The organism is Bacillus sp. EU55 (genome assembly GCF_038005925.1).
GTDB classification, from domain to species: domain Bacteria; phylum Bacillota; class Bacilli; order Bacillales; family Bacillaceae; genus Bacillus; species Bacillus velezensis.
The window spans coordinates 2,017,777-2,037,497 of the sequence record NZ_JBBOUE010000001.1 but is presented as its reverse complement, the minus strand read 5'-3'; the positions used below and the strand labels follow the sequence as shown (position 1 = coordinate 2,037,497).

31 protein-coding genes and 1 pseudogene are annotated in these 19,721 nt (G+C 35.9%); 3 read left to right on the top strand and 29 right to left on the bottom strand.

The window, feature by feature from the left end:
* Window positions 1-14 precede the first annotated feature (14 nt).
* From NYE50_RS10300 to NYE50_RS10260, 9 genes and pseudogenes are all read right to left on the bottom strand, one after another.
* A complete protein-coding gene (locus NYE50_RS10300; protein WP_022553130.1) occupies window positions 15-986 on the bottom strand; it encodes an ATP-binding protein in 972 nt (323 codons plus the stop codon).
* A gap of 88 nt (window positions 987-1,074) precedes the next feature.
* Complete coding sequence (locus tag NYE50_RS10295; protein ID WP_224988210.1) at window positions 1,075-1,989, bottom strand: hypothetical protein; 915 nt, start codon at window positions 1,987-1,989, stop codon at window positions 1,075-1,077.
* A 30-nt stretch (window positions 1,990-2,019) separates the two neighbouring features.
* Window positions 2,020-2,376 (bottom strand): hypothetical protein, encoded by a 357-nt coding sequence (locus NYE50_RS10290; protein ID WP_224988211.1) that lies wholly within the window; start codon window positions 2,374-2,376, stop codon window positions 2,020-2,022.
* 150 nt (window positions 2,377-2,526) lie between these two features.
* Window positions 2,527-2,904 carry a hypothetical protein gene (locus NYE50_RS10285; RefSeq protein WP_224988212.1) on the bottom strand — a complete coding sequence of 126 codons (378 nt, stop codon included), beginning with the start codon at window positions 2,902-2,904 and terminating at the stop codon, window positions 2,527-2,529.
* Window positions 2,905-2,942: 38 nt separating this feature from the next.
* Window positions 2,943-4,685 carry a right-handed parallel beta-helix repeat-containing protein gene (locus NYE50_RS10280; protein ID WP_224988214.1) on the bottom strand — a complete coding sequence of 581 codons (1,743 nt, stop codon included), beginning with the start codon at window positions 4,683-4,685 and terminating at the stop codon, window positions 2,943-2,945.
* Window positions 4,682-5,509, bottom strand: a complete 828-nt coding sequence (locus NYE50_RS10275; protein WP_224988216.1) for a poly-gamma-glutamate hydrolase family protein — start codon at window positions 5,507-5,509, stop codon at window positions 4,682-4,684. Before NYE50_RS10275 ends, NYE50_RS10280 begins: the two co-directional genes overlap by 4 nt.
* A gap of 274 nt (window positions 5,510-5,783) precedes the next feature.
* Window positions 5,784-6,233, bottom strand: a complete 450-nt coding sequence (locus tag NYE50_RS10270) for a YopX family protein (RefSeq protein ID WP_224988218.1) — start codon at window positions 6,231-6,233, stop codon at window positions 5,784-5,786.
* Between the two features lie 29 nt (window positions 6,234-6,262).
* A complete protein-coding gene (locus NYE50_RS10265) occupies window positions 6,263-7,465 on the bottom strand; it encodes a hypothetical protein (RefSeq protein ID WP_224988220.1) in 1,203 nt (400 codons plus the stop codon).
* Window positions 7,466-7,560: 95 nt separating this feature from the next.
* Window positions 7,561-7,767: pseudogene (locus tag NYE50_RS10260) on the bottom strand (hypothetical protein); the annotation flags it as partial.
* 69 nt (window positions 7,768-7,836) lie between these two features.
* Between NYE50_RS10260 and NYE50_RS10255 the strand changes: the two are divergent.
* A complete protein-coding gene (locus NYE50_RS10255; protein WP_224988222.1) occupies window positions 7,837-8,511 on the top strand; it encodes an SOS response-associated peptidase in 675 nt (224 codons plus the stop codon).
* Between the two features lie 69 nt (window positions 8,512-8,580).
* Complete coding sequence (locus tag NYE50_RS10250; protein WP_224988224.1) at window positions 8,581-9,393, top strand: ATP-dependent DNA ligase; 813 nt, start codon at window positions 8,581-8,583, stop codon at window positions 9,391-9,393.
* Between the two features lie 306 nt (window positions 9,394-9,699).
* On the opposite strand, the gene NYE50_RS10245 is transcribed toward NYE50_RS10250, so the two are convergent.
* Genes NYE50_RS10245 through NYE50_RS10225 form a run of 5 tightly spaced genes read right to left on the bottom strand, consistent with a single transcriptional unit; the run spans window position 9,700 to window position 12,295 of the window.
* The gene (locus NYE50_RS10245; RefSeq protein ID WP_017697062.1) at window positions 9,700-10,236 is read right to left on the bottom strand and encodes a terminase small subunit; all 537 of its coding nucleotides are present in this window, start codon (window positions 10,234-10,236) and stop codon (window positions 9,700-9,702) included.
* Window positions 10,233-11,057: a hypothetical protein gene (locus NYE50_RS10240; protein ID WP_017697061.1), complete on the bottom strand. Its 825-nt coding sequence runs from the start codon at window positions 11,055-11,057 to the stop codon at window positions 10,233-10,235. The genes NYE50_RS10245 and NYE50_RS10240 overlap by 4 nt, the downstream gene beginning before the upstream one ends.
* Window positions 11,058-11,495, bottom strand: a complete 438-nt coding sequence (locus tag NYE50_RS10235; RefSeq protein ID WP_017697060.1) for an NADAR family protein — start codon at window positions 11,493-11,495, stop codon at window positions 11,058-11,060.
* Window positions 11,496-11,534: 39 nt separating this feature from the next.
* On the bottom strand, window positions 11,535-11,981 hold the full coding sequence (locus NYE50_RS10230; RefSeq protein WP_224988226.1) for a hypothetical protein: 447 nt from the start codon (window positions 11,979-11,981) through the stop codon (window positions 11,535-11,537).
* Window positions 11,982-12,004: 23 nt separating this feature from the next.
* The gene (locus NYE50_RS10225) at window positions 12,005-12,295 is read right to left on the bottom strand and encodes a hypothetical protein (RefSeq protein WP_041338533.1); all 291 of its coding nucleotides are present in this window, start codon (window positions 12,293-12,295) and stop codon (window positions 12,005-12,007) included.
* Between the two features lie 124 nt (window positions 12,296-12,419).
* Here NYE50_RS10225 and NYE50_RS10220 point away from each other — a divergent pair, with 124 nt between their 5' ends.
* The gene (locus NYE50_RS10220) at window positions 12,420-12,794 is read left to right on the top strand and encodes a YoqO family protein (RefSeq protein WP_032721714.1); all 375 of its coding nucleotides are present in this window, start codon (window positions 12,420-12,422) and stop codon (window positions 12,792-12,794) included.
* Window positions 12,795-12,807: 13 nt separating this feature from the next.
* On the opposite strand, the gene NYE50_RS10215 is transcribed toward NYE50_RS10220, so the two are convergent.
* The 15 genes from NYE50_RS10215 to NYE50_RS10145 all read right to left on the bottom strand — a co-directional run bounded on the left by NYE50_RS10215 (window position 12,808) and on the right by NYE50_RS10145 (window position 19,594).
* Window positions 12,808-13,023, bottom strand: a complete 216-nt coding sequence (locus NYE50_RS10215; RefSeq protein ID WP_032721713.1) for a hypothetical protein — start codon at window positions 13,021-13,023, stop codon at window positions 12,808-12,810.
* A gap of 173 nt (window positions 13,024-13,196) precedes the next feature.
* Window positions 13,197-13,379 (bottom strand): hypothetical protein, encoded by a 183-nt coding sequence (locus tag NYE50_RS10210; protein WP_020954117.1) that lies wholly within the window; start codon window positions 13,377-13,379, stop codon window positions 13,197-13,199.
* Between the two features lie 31 nt (window positions 13,380-13,410).
* Entirely contained in the window at window positions 13,411-13,650 is a 240-nt protein-coding gene (locus NYE50_RS10205) for a hypothetical protein (RefSeq protein WP_224988228.1), read from the bottom strand.
* A 55-nt stretch (window positions 13,651-13,705) separates the two neighbouring features.
* Window positions 13,706-14,044, bottom strand: coding sequence for a hypothetical protein (locus NYE50_RS10200; RefSeq protein WP_069007476.1), 339 nt, complete (start codon window positions 14,042-14,044; stop codon window positions 13,706-13,708).
* Between the two features lie 48 nt (window positions 14,045-14,092).
* Entirely contained in the window at window positions 14,093-14,329 is a 237-nt protein-coding gene (locus tag NYE50_RS10195) for a hypothetical protein (protein ID WP_224988230.1), read from the bottom strand.
* Between the two features lie 44 nt (window positions 14,330-14,373).
* Entirely contained in the window at window positions 14,374-14,577 is a 204-nt protein-coding gene (locus NYE50_RS10190; RefSeq protein ID WP_019712303.1) for a hypothetical protein, read from the bottom strand.
* Between the two features lie 8 nt (window positions 14,578-14,585).
* Entirely contained in the window at window positions 14,586-14,750 is a 165-nt protein-coding gene (locus NYE50_RS10185) for a hypothetical protein (protein ID WP_087961568.1), read from the bottom strand.
* A gap of 44 nt (window positions 14,751-14,794) precedes the next feature.
* A complete protein-coding gene (locus NYE50_RS10180) occupies window positions 14,795-16,993 on the bottom strand; it encodes an RNA ligase (RefSeq protein ID WP_110124773.1) in 2,199 nt (732 codons plus the stop codon).
* A gap of 52 nt (window positions 16,994-17,045) precedes the next feature.
* Entirely contained in the window at window positions 17,046-17,252 is a 207-nt protein-coding gene (locus tag NYE50_RS10175) for a hypothetical protein (protein WP_224988232.1), read from the bottom strand.
* Window positions 17,253-17,326: 74 nt separating this feature from the next.
* Window positions 17,327-17,644: a hypothetical protein gene (locus NYE50_RS10170; protein ID WP_129003920.1), complete on the bottom strand. Its 318-nt coding sequence runs from the start codon at window positions 17,642-17,644 to the stop codon at window positions 17,327-17,329.
* Window positions 17,641-17,973, bottom strand: coding sequence for a hypothetical protein (locus NYE50_RS10165; protein WP_224988233.1), 333 nt, complete (start codon window positions 17,971-17,973; stop codon window positions 17,641-17,643). The genes NYE50_RS10170 and NYE50_RS10165 overlap by 4 nt, the downstream gene beginning before the upstream one ends.
* Window positions 17,973-18,518, bottom strand: coding sequence for a dUTP diphosphatase (locus NYE50_RS10160; protein WP_224988234.1), 546 nt, complete (start codon window positions 18,516-18,518; stop codon window positions 17,973-17,975). Before NYE50_RS10160 ends, NYE50_RS10165 begins: the two co-directional genes overlap by 1 nt.
* Window positions 18,519-18,568: 50 nt before the next feature.
* Complete coding sequence (locus NYE50_RS10155; protein WP_102422182.1) at window positions 18,569-18,811, bottom strand: hypothetical protein; 243 nt, start codon at window positions 18,809-18,811, stop codon at window positions 18,569-18,571.
* A complete protein-coding gene (locus NYE50_RS10150; RefSeq protein WP_139890183.1) occupies window positions 18,804-18,983 on the bottom strand; it encodes a hypothetical protein in 180 nt (59 codons plus the stop codon). Before NYE50_RS10150 ends, NYE50_RS10155 begins: the two co-directional genes overlap by 8 nt.
* A gap of 395 nt (window positions 18,984-19,378) precedes the next feature.
* Complete coding sequence (locus NYE50_RS10145; RefSeq protein ID WP_014470163.1) at window positions 19,379-19,594, bottom strand: YopT family protein; 216 nt, start codon at window positions 19,592-19,594, stop codon at window positions 19,379-19,381.
* Between the last annotated feature and the right edge of the window lie 127 nt (window positions 19,595-19,721).

Genomic DNA, 19,721 nt, shown 5'->3' with positions numbered 1-19,721 from the left:
TGACTCCCTCATTTTTAATCCTCAAGAAGATCTTTAAGATCATCTAAAATAACTGACATTACATCAACTTGTTTCTTAGTGCATTCAGTTACTTTTGCATTTTTACCTAAGTGCTTTTCAACTATTTCATTTAATTCCTCTAGTTTGCCTTTTTCATTTAGGCGAATCCCGACTTCCTTAATCTCAGCCATAAGCGTTTCATAATTATTTTCCCCAATGGAATACACTTCTTTTTTCTCTTCTTCAGTTACCAGTTTAATGCCTTCCATTTCTCCTTGTTTAACAATCCCATCAACAATAGCCTTTGTAAGATTTTCCGCTGTAAACTCCTCAATAAAGGTTGGCACATAGTCAAATTTTGATCGAGCGAAGAATTCATCAGTTTCAGCAAGGTATGCGCTTGACTTAATTACAGTGCCATTCTCATCTACTCCATTCGACTTAAGATAAATAGTGAATTCACAGTTATCACGAATGGTTGGCATCAACCTCTTATCGCCTTTTGGCTGTATCTTTCCATTTTCATCTTCAGTTTCATGAGTGATAAACACGATTGTAAAATCAAGTGATATTAGTTTATCGATTTGTTCCCATAATTCAGTTTCATATTCAGACCACAATCCATACCCACTATTACCTTCTTTTAGTCTGTTTACACCGTATGTATCACAAATATATTTAGAGCAATATCTTGCCATAATATCTGCACCATCAATTACAATTGTTTTATATATTTCTTTTGCTTTTTCTGCATTTTTCTCAAATTGTCGTACAATTTTTGAAAAATCAGACCATCGATTAATTGGGTAAAACGGAATGCCATCTCTCGCTGCCAATCCTTTTTCAAAAGCGATGAAGTAAGGCTTCTCCATTCTTGAAGCTTGATATGTTTTTCCTAAGTTGTTACTGCCGTAAATAAGTATTTTTTTTCCTTCAAGTCCTTGTGCTACTACTGAAATTTGAGGGTTGAAAATATCGATTGTCATTTAAACTCTCCTTTAATTTTGATTTGATGGGTGAGTCAAAGCCCACCCCAGTTATGTATTTTCAGTTAAATTATTTTATTTTTATCCATTAAAAAGGGAGGTCATCATCTGAAATTTCAACCGGCTTTGAAGGCTTGTTATTAGGGGCGCTTCCGCCAAACCCAGACTTTTTATTATTCTCATTGCCACTTTCATTCTTAAGCCCATCTAGGTAAATCTCTCTTTCAGTCAACGCTTTTTTAATTGCATCTGCATTAAAAGCATTTTTGCTATCCTCGTCATATGGATCATTGCCACCTGTAATTAGGTACTCTCTTTTCGAATTAGTAGTGATTTCTTTCTTGTCTTCGCCAAATGCTGCTGTTTTGGTCGTTACTTTTTGCTCTTTAAAGTTAATAATCTTTCCAAAAACGTTAACCGTAGACCCTTTTTCATAATTATTTTCAACGTATTGAGACCCTTCTTTTGTGACTACAAATTCAAAAGGAATTACTTTCCCACCATACAAAGGAATATAACCATTTAAATTAACTCTGCCCGTTTCTTCACCTTTTACTTTCTCTTCGGTTACATTCTTTACAAACAGCTCAACATCAAATTCAGCTCTTGGATTGAATTCTTCATTGGCATCTAGCCTGTTTACAAAATTAGTTGTTAATTGTGGGTATGATTTGAAAATCCCTTGGGCGTAATATTCGTTCAATCCAATCTTTCCTTGGGTAATTCTCACTTTGTCAGCTTCATCTCTCCCATGTTCTGCAATGGACTTATATTCACTGATAATGGTTTGATAACCTTTTGCAATAGCATTGTCGGTGCCGTCGTCTTTCTTATACTTTGAAAAGCCTTTTACTGTATGCACTTCATTTGGTGCAACTTCAATATCTAGTTCAATATTTAGCCCTTTACCACTTTTCCATTCAGTGTGTTTAACCTCAGCCAGTGTTCCCTCAATAATTACAACATTTGATGCTTCACGTAATACTGTTTTATTTTCCAACAAAACCATCATCCTCTTCTTTTATTTTTAAGTTCATTTTTTCTTTGAATATGTAGTTTTACTAAACTTACAATCTTTAATCCCGAGTTCTTTATTTAACTCTATGTATCTCCTTTTAGGAAATTTCCAATTCACTTGATCAACTTCTTGGTCTTTCTTATTTAAAATTTCAAAGACCTGCTTTTTTCTATTTACCTTGATGATTAAATTGCCATATGCATACTCCGTGTAAAATAACCGTTTCCTCACTCGACTAGGATGTGTTTCTTTAACGAGAGTGACATTTCGAATCATCTTTAATAACACTTGATCCGATGAAGTAGCGTGATTATTTTTGACCGTCTTTCGATATTGAGCCAAAGCTTTCTCAGTAATTCCGAGTAATAACACGGCTGTACCTCCTTTCCTTTAACTTGATTTTATTATATCCTTATTTTTTATATTTGTCTATTAATTTTATACTTATTTTTTATTTTTATTTATTTGTTAGGATTGCAAGGCTTCAGATATCTATCGAAACCCTGCAATTAAAATGGATGATTATACAACCTCACTCCAAGACCACATGTTCATTGTTTGCAGCGTAAACCCATCAGGAAGCTTTTTCATTTTTATATTCACATTGTATCTCTTCCCAGTGGTCTTATGAATTACAGCAAGTTCTTCACCATTATAGAACCGCACAATTGCTTCATTAAATTCAATTGGCTGATCCACCATATAACCTTCTTTAAGCGCTCTGATATACAGATAAGGATCTGCCTTATAAAGCTCATATAGTCTATTACCAAAGTCTTCGTGTTTATCTCTAAGCAGATTAAAATTAATTAGGGATATGTACAGTTTTTCAGATAAGCTCAGCTTGTTCTTGAAATACCGGATTGCTTCATCTTGTTCTTCACTTAAAATATTGGCCATATATCCATCTCCCATTCTTGTTAAAACTACAATTTTATTTAGACTACAATATCTCCTTCTGCTGTCTTCAGCGTTCCACTATCATATGTGTTATGAATTAACGTTGTATTCTTTGCTTTATCTGTGCAATAAGGGTGAGATAATAACTTGCCTCCAATTCCCCGCACATCGTTTCTTACAAGCCGTACTTTGTCCGTATTCTCCAAATACACTCCATATCCCTGGTCTGTTGAACGATTAAACATAATCTCATTATCCTTCAGCATGTGCTCTGATCCACCAGTCAGTTGAATAGCGATTAATGCTTTACAGAAATAAATCTGATTCTCACTAATCTGACAACTGTACTTCTCAGGAGTACCTTTAATTGCAACGTTCCTAGGCTCATGAATTTCATTTCGTTGCAGCGAGACAGAAGAGTCCTTATCCCAAAAGATGCCGTATCCACTCCCACTTAACAACAAGTCATTTCCCTTTAAACGAACTGACTGAGACCTTTCGCAATAAATTCCACCGCATACATTAGCAAACTCATTATTAATGAGACTGATTCGGCTAGAATCCATTATCTTTGCAGCATATGATGAGCTCGTTCCTTTTCCTTTGGTATTCACAACCTTAATATCATTTGAGTTTCTAACCTGGACTTGAACACAATCACTGTTTTCTACTCTGTTGTCCGTAATCAAAAAGTCCTCTGCTTGATGTGTTGTAATAGGACATGCTTTTATATTTTCAAAAGTGTTATTTGATACTGCACCACCCTTTCCTCTTACACAAATACCCACTTCAAAGCCACTTATCGTATTGCCATCAATTTGAACTCTGTTTCCCGACTCCGTACTTGAAACGCCTACCGAGTCAATCCCATATGTCTTAATTTCATTTTCATTGATGATCTTGTTATTTTTGATACTGACATCCGTGCTATATCCATAGGAAATAACATGGTCACTGTAGTTTCCTTCAATAATTACCTTGCCGCTTGTGTGCGCTGTAACGGATCCACGTCCATTGTTTTTAAACCTGCAGTTTCGCACAGTTAATTTATACGGGTGATCGTATTTAATTCCGTTTTCTCCAAAGCCCTCTAAATCAATCCCTAATTGTGGCCCAATTGTATCTCCTCCAGCTTCTTCTATATCACAGTCATCGACAAGAAGACCTTCACAACCATTGGTAGCTAGGTTATTTCTTCGCCCTCTTAAAAGCGTACACTTTCTAACGGTCACATTCTTTGAAGGCGTATATGTTCCTGAAGTATTCATCATTCCATCAGCTGCTATCCAAATGTTATCTCCAATACAGTCAGAGACTTGTACATTTTCAATTAACACATTACTGCTGCCATGAATATGAATACCATAGCCCCATTCATGCGTCTTCTTAATTGAGGTGATTTTTGAATAATCATGTTCATATCGGTCACCAATAATTTGACCGCCACGAATCGTAACATTACTTGCTTGGCCGATATAAAAACAGGAGTAACCTTGATAATCATTTGGCTGCACTTTAAATATAGCCTCTGGATGAAGTATTAGCTCAATATTCGAAGGAACGTTGATACCTCCACCGAATTCAGGTAACCGCTTTGTCGTATTCACAGCATCGATCAAATAGATACCTTTTGGAATATGTACTTTATAAAATGATTTTGAGCTTGCGTATTCTAAAGCTCGGTTTAATCCTTCTGTTGTTTCAATTGCATTTGACCCTTTATCATCAATTCCCCAATCCAGAGCATCAACAAAATAGTATAAGGGCTGCTGCATGTTCATGTTGTCAAACCCTTCCCTTCAACATTTTCATTGAGAAACCCTGACAGAGTATCAATAAAGTTATAAAAGTTCTCGTTTCTTGTGTCTGAGCGTCCTTTTAGAGAAAAGGTGTTAAACATTGATTTGCGCAGTCCAGTGCTCAATTCCAGTTGAATGCTCTTTCCTGATTTATTTTTATTGGCAACATTATTTGGACTGCTACCGGATAACTTCGTCCCCTCATCAAGAAGCTCTGCAGAGTATCCGGCATTATTTAATGTGCTTGTTATCGCTTCAGCTTTATCCCGATCTGTGCCGCCAACTAAAACATGTTCCTCATTACTTGCATAGCCATGAAGTGACAATGTGAACTCATGTCCCTTCAACATTTCAAGTGCTTGTGGTTCATCGAAATTTGTACTGGTTAAATGCAAATCAAATGCTCCTGGTGTCTTTAAAGCTTCAAAAAGATATGTAGAGTATGTTTCGCTTAATTCCTTTGCAAGCTCGCTTGTTCCCCCTTCTATGCCACCTCCATGTGGAGCTAGAATTAATACATCAGTGTCTTGCTCTTTTGAAAATATGGCAAAATTGAACGGTGATTCATTCGCTTTAAGCTCTTCAAAGTTCCGATACTTGTCCGCTGCTAAGATACTGATTGGATTCATGAACGAAACCAAAGCTGTCACCAATACTGGAAAAGACTTCTTTTCTGTGATATACTTTAATAGCTTCGTAACCTTGCGAAGTGTCAGGTGGAGAAGGTGTGACCCGCCAAAGTTGCCCTTCTCTACTCTTTTAATCTTTTTTAACAGTTCCTCTATTCTGTTTTTAATCCTCAACAATCAATAACCACTCCTTTTTATTTTTGTTTTATTCTTAAAACTCAAATCATATAGATCGATCACATCGTTATCACCCCCTTAAATAAAGACATACACGTTAAACCCAAGACACAGTACTACCGCATTCTAGATGCACGTGTTCCCAATCTCCTTCCCAAGGCACTTCTACCAAATCAACCTCATAATCAACTTCATCTTTTTCGATTACTTTTTTACATTCGTTGCAGAAGCAGGTAAACATTTTCACTCCTCCTCTTTCTGTAAAATATCGTTTTTATTTAGACTCCAAAAGCTCAGGATCTTCGTAAATGTTTCCAATGACTTCTGCTTTGGTGCATCTGCAGCCAGTATCGATATCACGAGTATTGTCCACATAAGCAAACAGTGGCCTTTCTCCGATATAGAAGCCCGCATAATCTTCTCGATACTCAACTTCCAAGTATTCATCAATATCTTCAGGTGGTTTGCCTGAACCGTACATGACAACCGTGACTGTTCTTTTTAAAATATCCCCCTCGTAAATCTCAAGACCGTTCTTATCCTTTAATCCGGTATATTGCAAATAAATTAGATGGTGCAACGTTTTAAAATTAGGTTCGTCTTCTGTAATGTCTGTAGCAACAATACCGCTTCCACCAAAATCAAAAACAATGTCATCTTCTTCGCCTAAATAAAGCATTCTGTCTTTGACATCGTCCCAAGCCCGAAACTTAATCTCTCTCATTCTTCCGCCTCCATTTTCAATTTGTATTTTTATTTAGATTTAATTGCGCTTATGTATTGTTTCCATTCTTCTCTTGGAACTTCTCTAATAACGTGACATGATGTGGCATCAACCCTACCATTTTCCGCATCCACAAAATCTTTATCCTTAATTTTTACCTCAATAAGCACTCCGTCTTCCTTTCCGTAGTAAGTTGATTGTTCAATCGCTGCCTTTTCATTAAAATATAACCTTCCGCTGTTCGACCAATCATTCAATGTTCCTTTCGCTTTAGCCACTTCTCCAATCAGATACTCAAAGCTTTTGTCATAAAAACTCGTCAATTTCCCGTCCTGTTTTCTTACAAATTTATAAAAATTAGTTTTATCAAAGAAATCCTTTGCGTCTAATTTAATTTCAGTACATGGCGCTGATACAGATTCTTTTAGAAACCCGTCAAGACCAATTCTGTACTGATCACCATTAATCTTCAACGTCATAACTGGGCTCTTATTAATGTCATTTAAAAGATCGTCTAAGTCATTAAACTCTAAATTAACCGGCTCTTTAAAGTAGTCTTCGTCTAAAACCATGTCAGCAATTTTGTCTACAGCTTCTCGTAGGTTAAAATCTTCTTCTTTTTCGTCTTCGAACAATTTGTCATAGTTTATCCCATACATACCTCCCATTTGATCTTTCAATTCTTCATATGTATTAATGGTTAAGTCCATGCATGTTAGCACAATACGAATGAATTCTGGCTTAGAAATTGTGTATTCTTTATCTGTGTATTTTTGCACTCTTAACAATGAGACAATTGGAAAAGCAGTATGGCTATTAAACTTTAAAATTCTCTGCGAGTTATGTTTCAAAAAATCTTCATGTAGAGTAAAAGCTTCGGTCTTAAAATCAAAAGCTCCCATGCAGACTGTAAAATCAAATGTATTAAAAATTGACTCAGCATCAGAGAAAAATTTAAAGTGGATCATTTGTAGCTTTAGTCCTTTTTTGATGAACAGCGTGGCTTTTTTAGTGTGTGACGTTACATAGACATTGCTATTCCAACACTCTTCTAAGAATGAACATGCTTTTTTATCACTTCTAAAATAGATATCCACATCATTTATCTCTTTATTATTAAATAGACTTGTAATTGCCCCACCTGCAATAATAGCTTCATTCCTTTTAAGTGCTTCAACTAACTCTTCACCTAAATATGCATACAGTTTATTCTTTTCAAATTGATAACTCATCAAAATTCCCCTTTTTTAATTTTATTTTTATCTTTATAAAATCTCTGTTTTTTATCTACATCGATGCTATCTGTTCTCGCTAATTCTCGTACACTTATTTTATTTTTATCTAATAAATCAATTAGGTAAGTCTCATACATGTCATCCCAATAAGGGTCTGTTCTTGCTATATATTTTGTTGCTTTTCCATTCTCCACAATCTTAAAAGTTTGCCCCTTTTGGATATCCGTGAACTTCTTCTTTGTCCATATCCCTCTGATCAACACTTCAACTTCTTTAACCTCAACTGTTTGCTGCTGCATCACATTCCTCCTTTTGATTTTCGTGCATTAAGCCTGTACAATATTCAAAAACCCTAAAGGATGATGAACATGTGTGGCAGGTTCACTTTATTTTCTGAGTTTGACGACATCATCGAACAGTTCAATATAGATCAATTTTTGTCTGAAGACGAATACCATCCAAGTTATAATGTAGCTCCTTCACAGAACATCCTGACAATCATTAATGATGGATCAAACAACCGTCTGGGTAAGCTGAGATGGGGTCTTATTCCTCCTTGGGCTAAGGATGAAAAGATCGGATACAAGATGATCAATGCTCGAGCTGAAACATTAGCCGAGAAACCTAGCTTCAGAAAACCGCTTGTCAGCAAACGCTGCATCATCCCTGCGGACAGTTTTTATGAATGGAAACGCCTCGATCCGAAGACTAAGATTCCTATGCGGATTAAGCTTAAATCATCCAATCTCTTTGCATTTGCCGGCTTATATGAAAGGTGGAATACGCCAGAAGGCAATCCGTTATACACCTGTACAATCATCACGACAAAGCCCAATGAGCTTATGGAAGACATCCATGATCGGATGCCAGTTATCCTTACTGATGAGAACAAAAAGGAATGGCTTAACCCCAAAAACACCGATCCTGATTATCTTCAAAGCTTACTGCTGCCGTATGAATCTGATGACATGGAAGCTTATCAAGTTTCATCCTTAGTTAACTCACCAAAAAACAATTCACCTGAGCTCATTGAATCCCATTAAGTACCACAGTCATTTTGCTTTATATATCACCTTCGCTTAGCTATTATGTTCTAAGTAGGAGGTGATATTTTGTTTGTATCGCCAATGTTATTACATTCAATTAAAGAACCATTTGATGACGATAGTTATATTTCCGAGCTGAAATTTGATGGAATTAGACTGATTCTCTCCAAGTTTAATGATCAGATAAAGCTTTATACTCGTCACAACAATGAGGTAACAAGTAAGTTCCCAGAACTCTTGGATCTCGATATACCCAATGGAACTGTTTTAGACGGTGAAATCATTGTTGCTGCCCCAGGCGGTGCTCCTGATTTCGAGGCTGTAATGGAACGCTTTATGTCTAAGAAATCAGCCCATAAGGTGGTTTACTGTGTATTCGATGTAGTTTATATTGATGGACATTCAATCGCTACTAAGCCACTCACTGAACGTAAGAGTATGCTTTCAGACCTAAACCTTGACCACGATAATGTATTTGTTATTGAATGCCTGCAAGGAAACGGATTAGCTTATTTTAATCTGGCCAAAGAAAAGCATCTTGAAGGAATCGTACTAAAGAAAGCTAACTCCCCTTATGAAATCAATAAACGTTCCCATAACTGGCTGAAAGTGATTAACTATGATTACACAGATGTCCTTATCACTGGCTACACCAAAGAGGATATAAAATTTCTTCTGTCTTATCCTAATGGTACGGCAGCTGGATTTATGGAATTCATGCCAAACGCAGAACGAAGTAAGTTCCACTCTATGAAACAAGTAAAGTCTGAATCTGATGAATATGTATTTGTAGAACCGATCTTATGTAAAGTTAAGCACAGATTTAAGACTAAGCATGGTAAACTCCGCATACCTTCCTTTGAATCCTGGAGAGTCTAATCTCTCCGTTACATAATTCCTTAATGCTACTTTCTTACCAAAATTCAAAATCCATTACATTAACACTTTAAGTTAGTTCTATTCCATCTCAATCCACTTATAATATTTCCCTATATGACAATCAAAGCGCCAACCATCCTCAATGACTTTCGTATGACTATTCTTATATTTCGAGTGATTTAATAACACCCTAGGAGAAAACATTATTCTCTGCCAATTAAATAATTCTTTCATTTTTCATACCCCTTTTCTTTTGGATTTTCAGCTTTGATCAAACAATGTAAAATAACTATTTTATTTTGATCTTTAAATTAGTGATTCTACTTTAAACATATCTATAACTGGTTCTTCTGTAGCCTCAATTAGCTCGTCCATAGCCTGAACTAAATAATCTCTTTCTAAAATCAATGATTCATCTTCAAAGCAAGAACCGATATCCAATTTTTCAGCAATGAAATTGTGTAAATCAAGCTTTACTTTATTTATTACTTTAGCTATTTGGGGTTGCTTCCCTAAACGATGTCCCGTTACATGTGCGCTCTTCTCTGAATAACCTGCTTTAATGGCAGACTGCGTTGCACTGTGTCCGGTGAGATAGTAATAACAAAATAAGCGATGCTTATTCTTTAAAAAACTAACTTCTTTTTTCTCGCTCACCCCTTCTTCAACTACCTCAGAATCTTCAAAGCGCACAGGCAACGGATCAAGTATAATATCAGTGTTTGTCTCCCTCCATGTCTTTACAATAAAACAGGAGCTTGAAGTATCTACATTTATTAATTCATAAGCATTGCCAACAAATTTTTCATACCAGCTGCTTCCTTTTGTAATTCGAACTCTCAATTACCTTCCTCCTTTAATTCCACATTAATATTCAATACGTTCGCAATTCGTTTACCTACTTCATCGGAAACTGTTTGTGACACCCTTTCTTTAAATCCATGTAGTAGCTGACCTCCGTTTTCAAAACCTTCTTCAATAAGTGATTCAATCTTCTCTCCCGCAATTCTATCCAGTTTTCCTGACTCAGACATCTTCTGAACTTCATTAGAAACCGCAATACTAATCATTTCTTGTGCGTCTTGCCTTGAAATACCTAATTCATTATGTATGTAGTTTTTGACTTCTTTGTATACACTATTTTTATTTTCAAGGGTCTTCTCATGTTTATCTAGTGGGACGAGGACACGGTATTCATCGCCAAACACCAACCCAATAGTTTCTACGCTTACGTCTCCAGCAGAATGGCGTGATTTTACCGTTCCAACTCTCCCTGTATCATAATCGTCCCCTATTACTCCGTCAGGCCTAACAATGATAATCTTCTCGCCTACTTTTGCCTTTCGGTCGACCATTTTATAGCGCTCACCGTCAATGTGGACAATGCTGGTCGGTTCGAGTACGTGGTATTCGCGATCATATAAGGCGATCGATTGCCCATTTGCGAGTATAGATTCCACATAATAACCGAGTCTTGAGTCGTCTTTTACGAATCGACTGACAAACGCCATATCACCGTTTCTATATTCGGATTGACAGTCCGCCTTAACAATAATTATTCTTTCGCCAACCTCCGCCTTCCGATCGACCTCGATGTATTCCCGCTTGATACCGCCTAGTGTTTCGTCAGCCAGTACGTGGATGTTTACGTTAGATTTCGTCATTTATTCCGCCTCCCTTTCGCTTTTTAATTCATTTCGAATCCGCATCAGAATCTTTCCAAGTTTATTTTCACCTTGGCCTTTACACATGCCCCAAATAACATCTCCCCATGTATTTCCTTCAATTAATTCAGACGTTCCTGTTGCGAGCAAACGTTTTTTAAGGTCTCTGTTTTGTTTAAATTTAGCTAGGACAATTTCATACATATATTGTTCTTTAACTTCTTCCCAATCATTCCGTAACTGAACGTTACGTCCTTTTCTCTTAGCAAGATTTGGTGGGAGGTCTGCGAATTGTTTTCTAATTTCGTCAGTCGTGACTTTCATAGCTTGGAATGCTGCTTCATTGTTCTGATATGTGATACCTTCGTATGTAACTGGTGAATTATAAAAGTTACTCAAAAAATAATATTTGCCTCGAAACTCATCAATTTTGTTCATTTAACTATCCTCCTAAGTTATTAAAATAAAAACTATCTTTTATTTGAAATATTGCACAACTCCATCACCCTCAAAGTTAAATGGCTGTGGTGGCGGAGTTGATCCTAACAAGGCGTATGATTTTTGTCGCATTTGTTTAAATGCCATTGATAAATTTTTCGATTTCATCAATTTTTCAAGTAACTGTTTCCCTATTTGCTCTAATATTTTCATAGACTCATTTTTAGTTATGTCCATTTTAGGTATTGGTAAGTCCATAACTAATGCACCTGTCGTTATCTCTGAAACCTTTAAGGTATCATCTAATGGTGTCACACAAAAACTATATCCACCGACAAATACTTCGTGACCAACTGCCTGCTTCCAATGATTTTTGTAATTTAAGCTGAAACGCTTCAAATTAGCATCAACTATAATTTTTTGATTTTTGTAATTTAAGCTGAAACGCTTCAAATTAGCATCAACTATAATTTTTTCACATTCCAAATTGAGCATCCTCCAACTTGTGATTATTCGTATATATCTTCTTTGAAATCCCATAATGTGGCGTTTGATTTATTCTCATTATCATTTTCTTTCATTTCAAACTCTTCAGTATTGAACGAATAATAATTCTTCTTAACCTTGGCTAAGATTACCCTTTCGTCGCCATAAATTTCATTTCCATTGATCTGGGTGTCCTCATTTAGATTATCTTTAGTCCGCTCATATGCTAAATTTGCTTCGTCTTCATCATCATAAACCCCAATAAGACCAAGCTCATGTTCAAATACCATCCACAATTCATTATTTTTACTCATTTCATTGAGCCTCCTCTTTCTGTTTAAAATCACGATTTTAATTTAACTTTAATGTGTATCATCTTGAGAAAATCCCCTTTAATTGGTAAACTCATACCTAACTTACGTAAGAGTGGGTGATTCCTTGAATAAAACAATCGGTATTACTGGGTTAATCATCAGCATAGTAGTGCAATCATTTTCGGCCGATGATTCGTTATCCCACAGGATTGCTACGGGTTTGTTATTTGTATCAATAATGATTTATAATTTTGAACACGCTAAAGATTATTCTAAAAAGTCACTTGTAATTTTAGGAGTTTCCTTTATTATTTTTATGCTAGGGATTTATAAAATCCTCTCTATTACCAGCGATTACTTTGAAAAGCTTAATGTGAATTTTGGATACATTCTCTTATTTGAAATAGCATTGATTATTGCATTAGTGTCGATTGCAGTAAACGTAATGAAGTACATTGCGAATCGGTTAAGGAAAACACCTAATGATAAAGAGCTTTGACTCTTTGCCTTTTTTAAGCTAAATACTTCTTCTTATGTGGTCTTCTATGTATGAAATCAAATGCGATATCAACTTTTACCGGTTGCTTCTCCTCTGCTATTCGTTCCGTAACAACAATCAATTGTCCATTTTCCTGGTGTTCAATGCTATGGACTGAATATCCTTTGCCAGCGTAATATTCACCAATAATCTCATCAACATGGTTACTAAGCAGATTCCTCTTTATCACCCGAATAACCTCCAATTATTTTATTTTTATTCTTTAAAAGTTTATATGTATTCCATCCGCAGCCATCAAATATGCTTATATCCGCTCCAAGATGCCACTTAAACCAAACTAAGTTAAACCAGGCTGTATCAATTATGTATTTGATGTATCCTATGCTAACGACATCCTTTCAACTAATTTTTCAATGAATTCTTCTTTTCTTTATCAATATCTTTCTTAAGCATATCCTCAATTTCCTCCAATTTATCAACCACTTCAAATGTAAATTCATCATCATTGGTATAGCGAATCTGATCACTTGCTTTCTTTACAAGCTCAAGCGCAACTTGTCTCGGATCTTTATAGTTCTCACTCAAATTCCCACCTCATTTCATTGAAATAATCCTTTTAGTGTGATTTATTTTCCAACGCTTTTAATTCTTCTTCATACAAAGGTAGAATAGCCTTTTCGGCTTCGCCCCTAGACACACCATGCTGCTCCATATATGTAACAATATCCATTCCAATGTTATTTCCTAGCTCGGTTTCCCAAACTATGTAATCAGCCATAGCAAGATTTCCATCCATTAAGTAGTTCATCCCCTTTCTATATAAAACAGTCTTTTTATTGTAATTCTGTAGCTCCAATTAAAAATCTCTTTACTTCTTGGTTCAGTTGAAACAGCCGAGTCAAGATTAACTATTACTTTCTTTCATACATTTGTATAACTTGATGTGCTTCGTGCTCTGAAATCAGACCGCCCCCATTAAATCGCCTAACTATTTTTCGTTTTGCTTTACTGAGTGGAGACAAGCCATGTTTTTTGAACAGAGTCACGATATATTGTTTTTGTTTTGGTGTAATGAAATGAGGACTATATACTCGGTCATCTTGTCGCAAATAAGCTTGTAGGTTAGCCTTTAACTGTTCTCCTTGTCTTACTGCCATATGAAGATACATATTTTCTTTATAGACATCTTTCATATGATCTACTTGCCTTTTCAAATTTTCATTTTCTTCCCTTAATTGTGATTCCGTCATCTTTATTTCCCCTCCTTTATATCATCTGAAGAACATTTTACTTTTTATTCAGTTTAATAATGCTTGACAAACCCACTTGTCTACCCCATCATAAATTTCGACTTCGCAGTGTTGCCCTTTTTCATATTTCCAAATTCCTTGATATTCATCATTAAGTACGTCGAATTCTTTAGTTTCTTCATCAATCACTTGTGAATCCGTTAGCTCACACATATAGTCCCCAAACTGGACTACGACCGCTTCTAAAGTTTTGTTTCTGTCATAAACAACTCGGATATCTTTCACTTTATAACAGCTCCTTTTCATTAAAATCTTATTAGATCCTATTTTTAATCCCAATTAAAATGTTTGGGTCTAGCGACAAATTCGTAATTCTCCTCCCAATCAAATTGTTTTAACCCATCTTCTTCAAATTCCCAGCATTCGCCGAGTAAAGGATCGTCTAATTCAGGAACTCTTTTTTTTAAAGTTCGAAGTTTGTTGAGATGACTAGCTGTTTTAAATTTAACTTTATCCATTGGTGCAAATTTCATTTTTCCATCTACTTTCTTGTAATTTTTCTTATTTCAAAACGCCATTTGTATGCATCTGTACCAATTCGATTGAATAGCTCTTTTCTTGCTTTTGTTTTTGAAGGCTCCTCAATTCCAAAGCAAAACTTTCGTGATCTAGTACTGTAAACTCCGTATAAAACATTATTCTCCATCTTCCATCCTCCGATTCTCTTTAAAATTTTACTTTTAATCTAATTCACCTTGTCTCCTGGGCCACAGTTTCTTTTTCAAAATCGTTTCTCAATTTGATAATGGAGGTTGATTTTAAATACCCTCTGTCCTTTGTCTTAGCCCACGCAAAGAATCTATTGTGTAAAGGAGTATAAAGGCTTCCTGTGTTAACCATATGCTCATGTTTGTTGCTGATCTTATGCTTTAATCCCCTCATTTGTTTCCAAAAGTTATAGTAAGGGAGCTTAAGTTTTGTCATGAAGCCGGCAGCATCTTCAATTACATAACCCTCTTCCTCAATTGAAAAATCTTGTGACACGTCCAGATACCATCTATAGAAATCTGTCCAGTTACTAAACTCTGCAACTTGTTTTTTGCACTCAATGTTTAGATGCTCGGCTACAGCTTTCAATTCCCAATAAGGAAGTTTTGTATACGCAACCTGCCTTTTAACAATATCTAAAAGCACCAGTTTATCTTTGTCGTATTCAACGATATGCGGGTCTTTTTCTGGAAGTATTACTTCAAAAACGAATGAAACATTGTTAAGCTTCAGGTAAGTTTTGATAAAAGACACTTGATTTTCATTAAAAGATTTGAAAAACAGTTCTTCGACCCATTTCGCATGTTCATTTGATATTTGTGACGTAAAGGATTTAGAAGTGAATACCAACTGATCTGACAAAGAGTCATACCCTACAGTTCCTAAATATCCATTTGCCTTATCGAAGACTGTTACTGGAAATTTCATCGTATCTACGAGATGATGCATTCTTGTTTCAGATCGTTCTCCAATGTTGAAAAATTTATCATAGCTTCTGCTTACAATTTCATTGCTCTCAGTGTTAATAAACAAACCTCTTGCCTTAATATTTGTTTCATCCCACTTTTTCTTTCTAAATGCTTGCTTTGTAAAATTAAATGATGAGATATTGTTTGGCATCTTGTTCTCTTGGACATATTCATGATTACGTAAGTGAGAAACCAAATCATCAATTGTTCCAACAGTTACACTGTTACTCTGCACATCACTTGAAATTTGTTTAAAGACTTTATTCTTCACTTCATGCGTTTCAATTCCGTTCTCAGACAGTGTAACGACTCTAAGATGACCTCCTCTTTCCACTTGCCCTTCCAGGTTATAAGATCTTTCTGCTGCTAACACAGGTAAACGGTACATGTTTCTATGTCCATGAATCTGTACAACATTTTGGCCAGCAGTATTTTTTGCAAATTCATAATCAATATCGTCTGAATAATCTCCAACTCCATTGATGAATTGTGTTGTTGCAGTCATTAAAAGATTTTCAGGTACGGTTGAAACTCCTCCATGGGTTACAATGTATGTAGTGTTTTTATATGTAAAGTAAACTAACTGATGAAACTTCCTGGCCAACTGCCTAATGTCTTTTTTATCAATGTTGGATTGTTCGATTTCTGGCTTAGTTTTGTTGTTAAATGTGTTGCTAGGTGTTTCTTCATCATTCCCATACATATTGATATACCTATCGTGATTTCCTTCCAGAATAATCACATTTTTATTATCTTTAATTTTGATCATGAATTCTAACAGCTGTGCATTTTCAATACCTCTGTCAATAAGATCTCCTACAAAGATGTATAGTTCATTTTCATTTAAATCACCGTTTAGGTACTCTTGAAGCACAGTATTGCACCCATGAACATCTCCGAAAATATGTATCTTTTTATAATCGTCAAAGCATCTCGGCTTATAAGTCATCGTGTTTTCAAACTCATCCGGCTTTAGAACGGTTACCCAAGATGGCACTTTTTCTGTTGTCATTCTTTCATAAATGTTTAGAATACTGCTTTCAGGAACATGCTTATGTTCAGCCCTCATTTTATTTCTTTTTAAGATTCTCCGAACATCAACATCAGAAAAATCAACTACATATACACGGTATCTATATTTTTGAGCTAATGGCTTATATCTTGAAATCATACTTTGCTTTGAATGAGTTGCATCGATAATTGTGAATTCACCTCGATCCATCCTGTCTTCAAGCAATTTCATTAATAAATCCCACACCTTGTTATCATGTTTTGGAGAGATTTCATATTTTCCACTTTTGTTTAATACTGGTGACTGAAACAATAGCCTAATGTTGTCCGCAGAAAGTGTGTATTGCTCAAGTCCATTTTCTTTGATCCAAGTTGATTTCCCCACTCCGGGGCAGCCTCTTAATAACACTAATGTTCTCAAATTCTATCAACCTTTCTGATTTTTATTTGTTTAAAATGCATCTTTTATTGGCTTAAATTTTATACTGAAGGATGTCTTGAATAACTTCAGCTAAATCTTCATCTGTTTTAATTTTGACGCCTTGCTCACTCCCATAGAATGGCGCAAAAATCTCTAAATGGTCTTTCTGTGGGAGGATTTTAAATCCTTTTGATTCTGCTAGTTTGTGCAGACTCGTATAATAGATAAAGCTTGTAAGTACCTTGTTATTTTGGTTCACGCCACGCCCTCCTCAATAATTTCTCCACCAGACTATAAACCCCCAAAACAGGAGCAGGAATACTATGACTCCAATCATTCCGCGCCCTCCTTCATGACATAGCCATTTAAAAGGGCCATATTCAATTCATCAGCGGACATGCTGTTGAGTGGCCCATATAAACCGAACCAAGGTTCTAAATCGCCTATTTTAACGGCGAAATGCGTCCTCAATAATAGAAGCCTTGCATATTCCACAGGGGTGCAATCTCCACACATTTTTATAACTTCTTCCCGATCTGCTTTTTTTGCAATTTCTAAATAATGATGATGTGCTCTTTCAATCGCCCACGCCTGCGCCCGTGTGACCTCAACCTTATCGCTTGTTTTGATTGTGATATTTGTCTTTGTCATGTTAGTGAACCATCCCAAAGAAGCATTTCACTCGCCGGAACATTGAACGTTTCCATAATCAGATGATGATCGGTTTCGCCTTCTTTTTTCATCACTCTTTTGTATTCGCTAAGGGCATAATCACGGCTTACCTCATTGATTTCTTCATCTTGAAAATTGTCGTAATCGTCCGTATAAGCGACTTCCTGAATGTAAATTTTCTCAGCTTCCGCCTTGTCTGTCGCTTTGAGGAGCGCGTAATATGGATCATGGATTTCATAGAATTTCATTGTTCTTCCCCCTTCAATTGTTTGGATGTCTGAAGTGATCGGGTTGTCAGTGTGGTTCATCAATACCCCTCCTGTTGCCGCTGATGATTGACGGCGTTTTTCTCCATGTAAGCCGCTTCGATCTGTTCCGGTGTGAAGCCTAGAACTTCTCCCAATTGCAAGAATTGGTACAACACAATATGGTACGGGTCGTGATCTATGAATAAAAATAATCTATCCCATTGACCAATCAGTTTGAAAATCGAATTGAATAAACCAGTAATATCATTGGTAAGCATTATGTATTTAAACGGAACATACTCTTTAACTCCGATTTTGTTCCCAATACTCAAGATAAAATGCAGGCAGTCCACGTATTCCTCAAGTAGAGGGTTCCCGCCCCTTCTGAAAGCCCCATTAGGTGAAACTTCTAACGGATGTTTTGTTCTTGGCTCCCGGTCATTGCTCCAATGCTTAAAGCCGCGCCATTCATTCGCACACTCGGCCAGCTCCACCTGTAGAGCAAGGATGAGATTCGGCAGCAAGTCCTGCCCCTCAAGCCCCTTTTCTTTGATGATCCGATCATCAAGCGTCTTTTGTATTTCAAACATTTTTTCTAGCTTCACGTTATTCCCTCCCACAATTTAAGTCTGAATAAAACTTACACTTCAAATACTTATATTTCATTTTTATTAAGTGCCATCTTGATGAAGAATTTTGTGTACCCTATGTATTCCCTTTTGTATTTGCTTCCCTTCTTATCAGATCCGGCAGCAACAAATTCAAAGTATTTTTCCTTTATTGGATGAGTACACACATAACCCATCTTCTCTTTTTCTATAATTCTTTTAACTAAACTTGTTTTACTAAAATCGGTTAATGAAATTGTATTGTTTAAAAAGCTTTTTGTTCTAATCATCGGTCTCCCCTTCTTGGTCGATTTGAATCTCAGCTATGTACATACCTTCATACGCATAATCAATTATGGAATGAAACAAACCTACAACTCTGCGCATTTCTCCTTTGTTTTTGTGTGCGAGTAGTGTATCATATGCTTCTTTTAATTTATTCAGTTTTTCATCAAGGAGCATCGCTTTCCCAATTAACCTCCATATACTTATTTTTTATATTTAACTATAAGTTAACTCACAAAATAATATTTGTCAATCAAATTCGATCATATTTTTTCCGGATGACCGAATTTGATTTTTCATTCTGCAAATTTAAATATTATTTCATTGATATGATCCCTTATTTTCACCAGATTTTCTGGTGTGACGGACACTGTTACGTCTACATGTTTGCCATTAAAGTTTAAAAGGAATTGATATTGCTCTGATGTTAAAATCTTTTTAGTTAGTTTGAGATTAACGGTGTTGTAATCCTGAAGATCAACAAACAATTTCACGTGTTCACCTACAAGCTCCAACTACGCTGCTGCAATGTTTCATGCTGTAATTTCATGGAGTCTTCCTATTTTTTTTATTTAAAGTATTTCTTCAGTATTAGAAATCTCATAATCAATGTCATTCAATTTAAATTTTTCAACTGTCCCGTCTGCCTGTAGAAAGCACACTTCCCTGGCGACCATTAATTTTTCACACAGTCTTTCAGCAAGGCTTTGAGAAACCTCTTCGTTTTTTGCTTTGTTTTTAAGTACAATTTCTAGATGTAGTGATACATTGTTCAAATAACCTGCCATCCTCATTCTCCTATACTATGTTTTTTCTCTCCGACAGCCTTACAAGGGAACAAGCGTTCTGTTTTGTTTGATAACATTATACAATTAATATGAGTGTAACGCTAGTGGTTATTTGAAGTCATCGTAT

Excerpts from the sequence above, each read along its gene's own strand:
- NYE50_RS10300 (WP_022553130.1), bottom strand. The coding sequence starts at position 986 with ATGACAATCGATATTTTCAACCCTCAAATTTCAGTAGTAGCACAAGGA.
- NYE50_RS10285 (WP_224988212.1), bottom strand. The coding sequence starts at position 2,904 with ATGGCCAATATTTTAAGTGAAGAACAAGATGAAGCAATCCGGTATTTC.
- NYE50_RS10280 (WP_224988214.1), bottom strand. The coding sequence starts at position 4,685 with ATGAACATGCAGCAGCCCTTATACTATTTTGTTGATGCTCTGGATTGG.
- NYE50_RS10270 (WP_224988218.1), bottom strand. The coding sequence starts at position 6,233 with ATGAGAGAGATTAAGTTTCGGGCTTGGGACGATGTCAAAGACAGAATG.
- NYE50_RS10265 (WP_224988220.1), bottom strand. The coding sequence starts at position 7,465 with ATGAGTTATCAATTTGAAAAGAATAAACTGTATGCATATTTAGGTGAA.
- NYE50_RS10255 (WP_224988222.1), top strand. The coding sequence starts at position 7,837 with ATGTGTGGCAGGTTCACTTTATTTTCTGAGTTTGACGACATCATCGAA.
- NYE50_RS10240 (WP_017697061.1), bottom strand. The coding sequence starts at position 11,057 with ATGACGAAATCTAACGTAAACATCCACGTACTGGCTGACGAAACACTA.
- NYE50_RS10235 (WP_017697060.1), bottom strand. The coding sequence starts at position 11,495 with ATGAACAAAATTGATGAGTTTCGAGGCAAATATTATTTTTTGAGTAAC.
- NYE50_RS10225 (WP_041338533.1), bottom strand. The coding sequence starts at position 12,295 with ATGAGTAAAAATAATGAATTGTGGATGGTATTTGAACATGAGCTTGGT.
- NYE50_RS10200 (WP_069007476.1), bottom strand. The coding sequence starts at position 14,044 with ATGACGGAATCACAATTAAGGGAAGAAAATGAAAATTTGAAAAGGCAA.
- NYE50_RS10190 (WP_019712303.1), bottom strand. The coding sequence starts at position 14,577 with ATGAAATTTGCACCAATGGATAAAGTTAAATTTAAAACAGCTAGTCAT.
- NYE50_RS10185 (WP_087961568.1), bottom strand. The coding sequence starts at position 14,750 with ATGGAGAATAATGTTTTATACGGAGTTTACAGTACTAGATCACGAAAG.
- NYE50_RS10170 (WP_129003920.1), bottom strand. The coding sequence starts at position 17,644 with ATGACAAAGACAAATATCACAATCAAAACAAGCGATAAGGTTGAGGTC.
- NYE50_RS10165 (WP_224988233.1), bottom strand. The coding sequence starts at position 17,973 with ATGAACCACACTGACAACCCGATCACTTCAGACATCCAAACAATTGAA.
- NYE50_RS10155 (WP_102422182.1), bottom strand. The coding sequence starts at position 18,811 with ATGATTAGAACAAAAAGCTTTTTAAACAATACAATTTCATTAACCGAT.
- NYE50_RS10150 (WP_139890183.1), bottom strand. The coding sequence starts at position 18,983 with ATGCTCCTTGATGAAAAACTGAATAAATTAAAAGAAGCATATGATACA.
- NYE50_RS10145 (WP_014470163.1), bottom strand. The coding sequence starts at position 19,594 with ATGGCAGGTTATTTGAACAATGTATCACTACATCTAGAAATTGTACTT.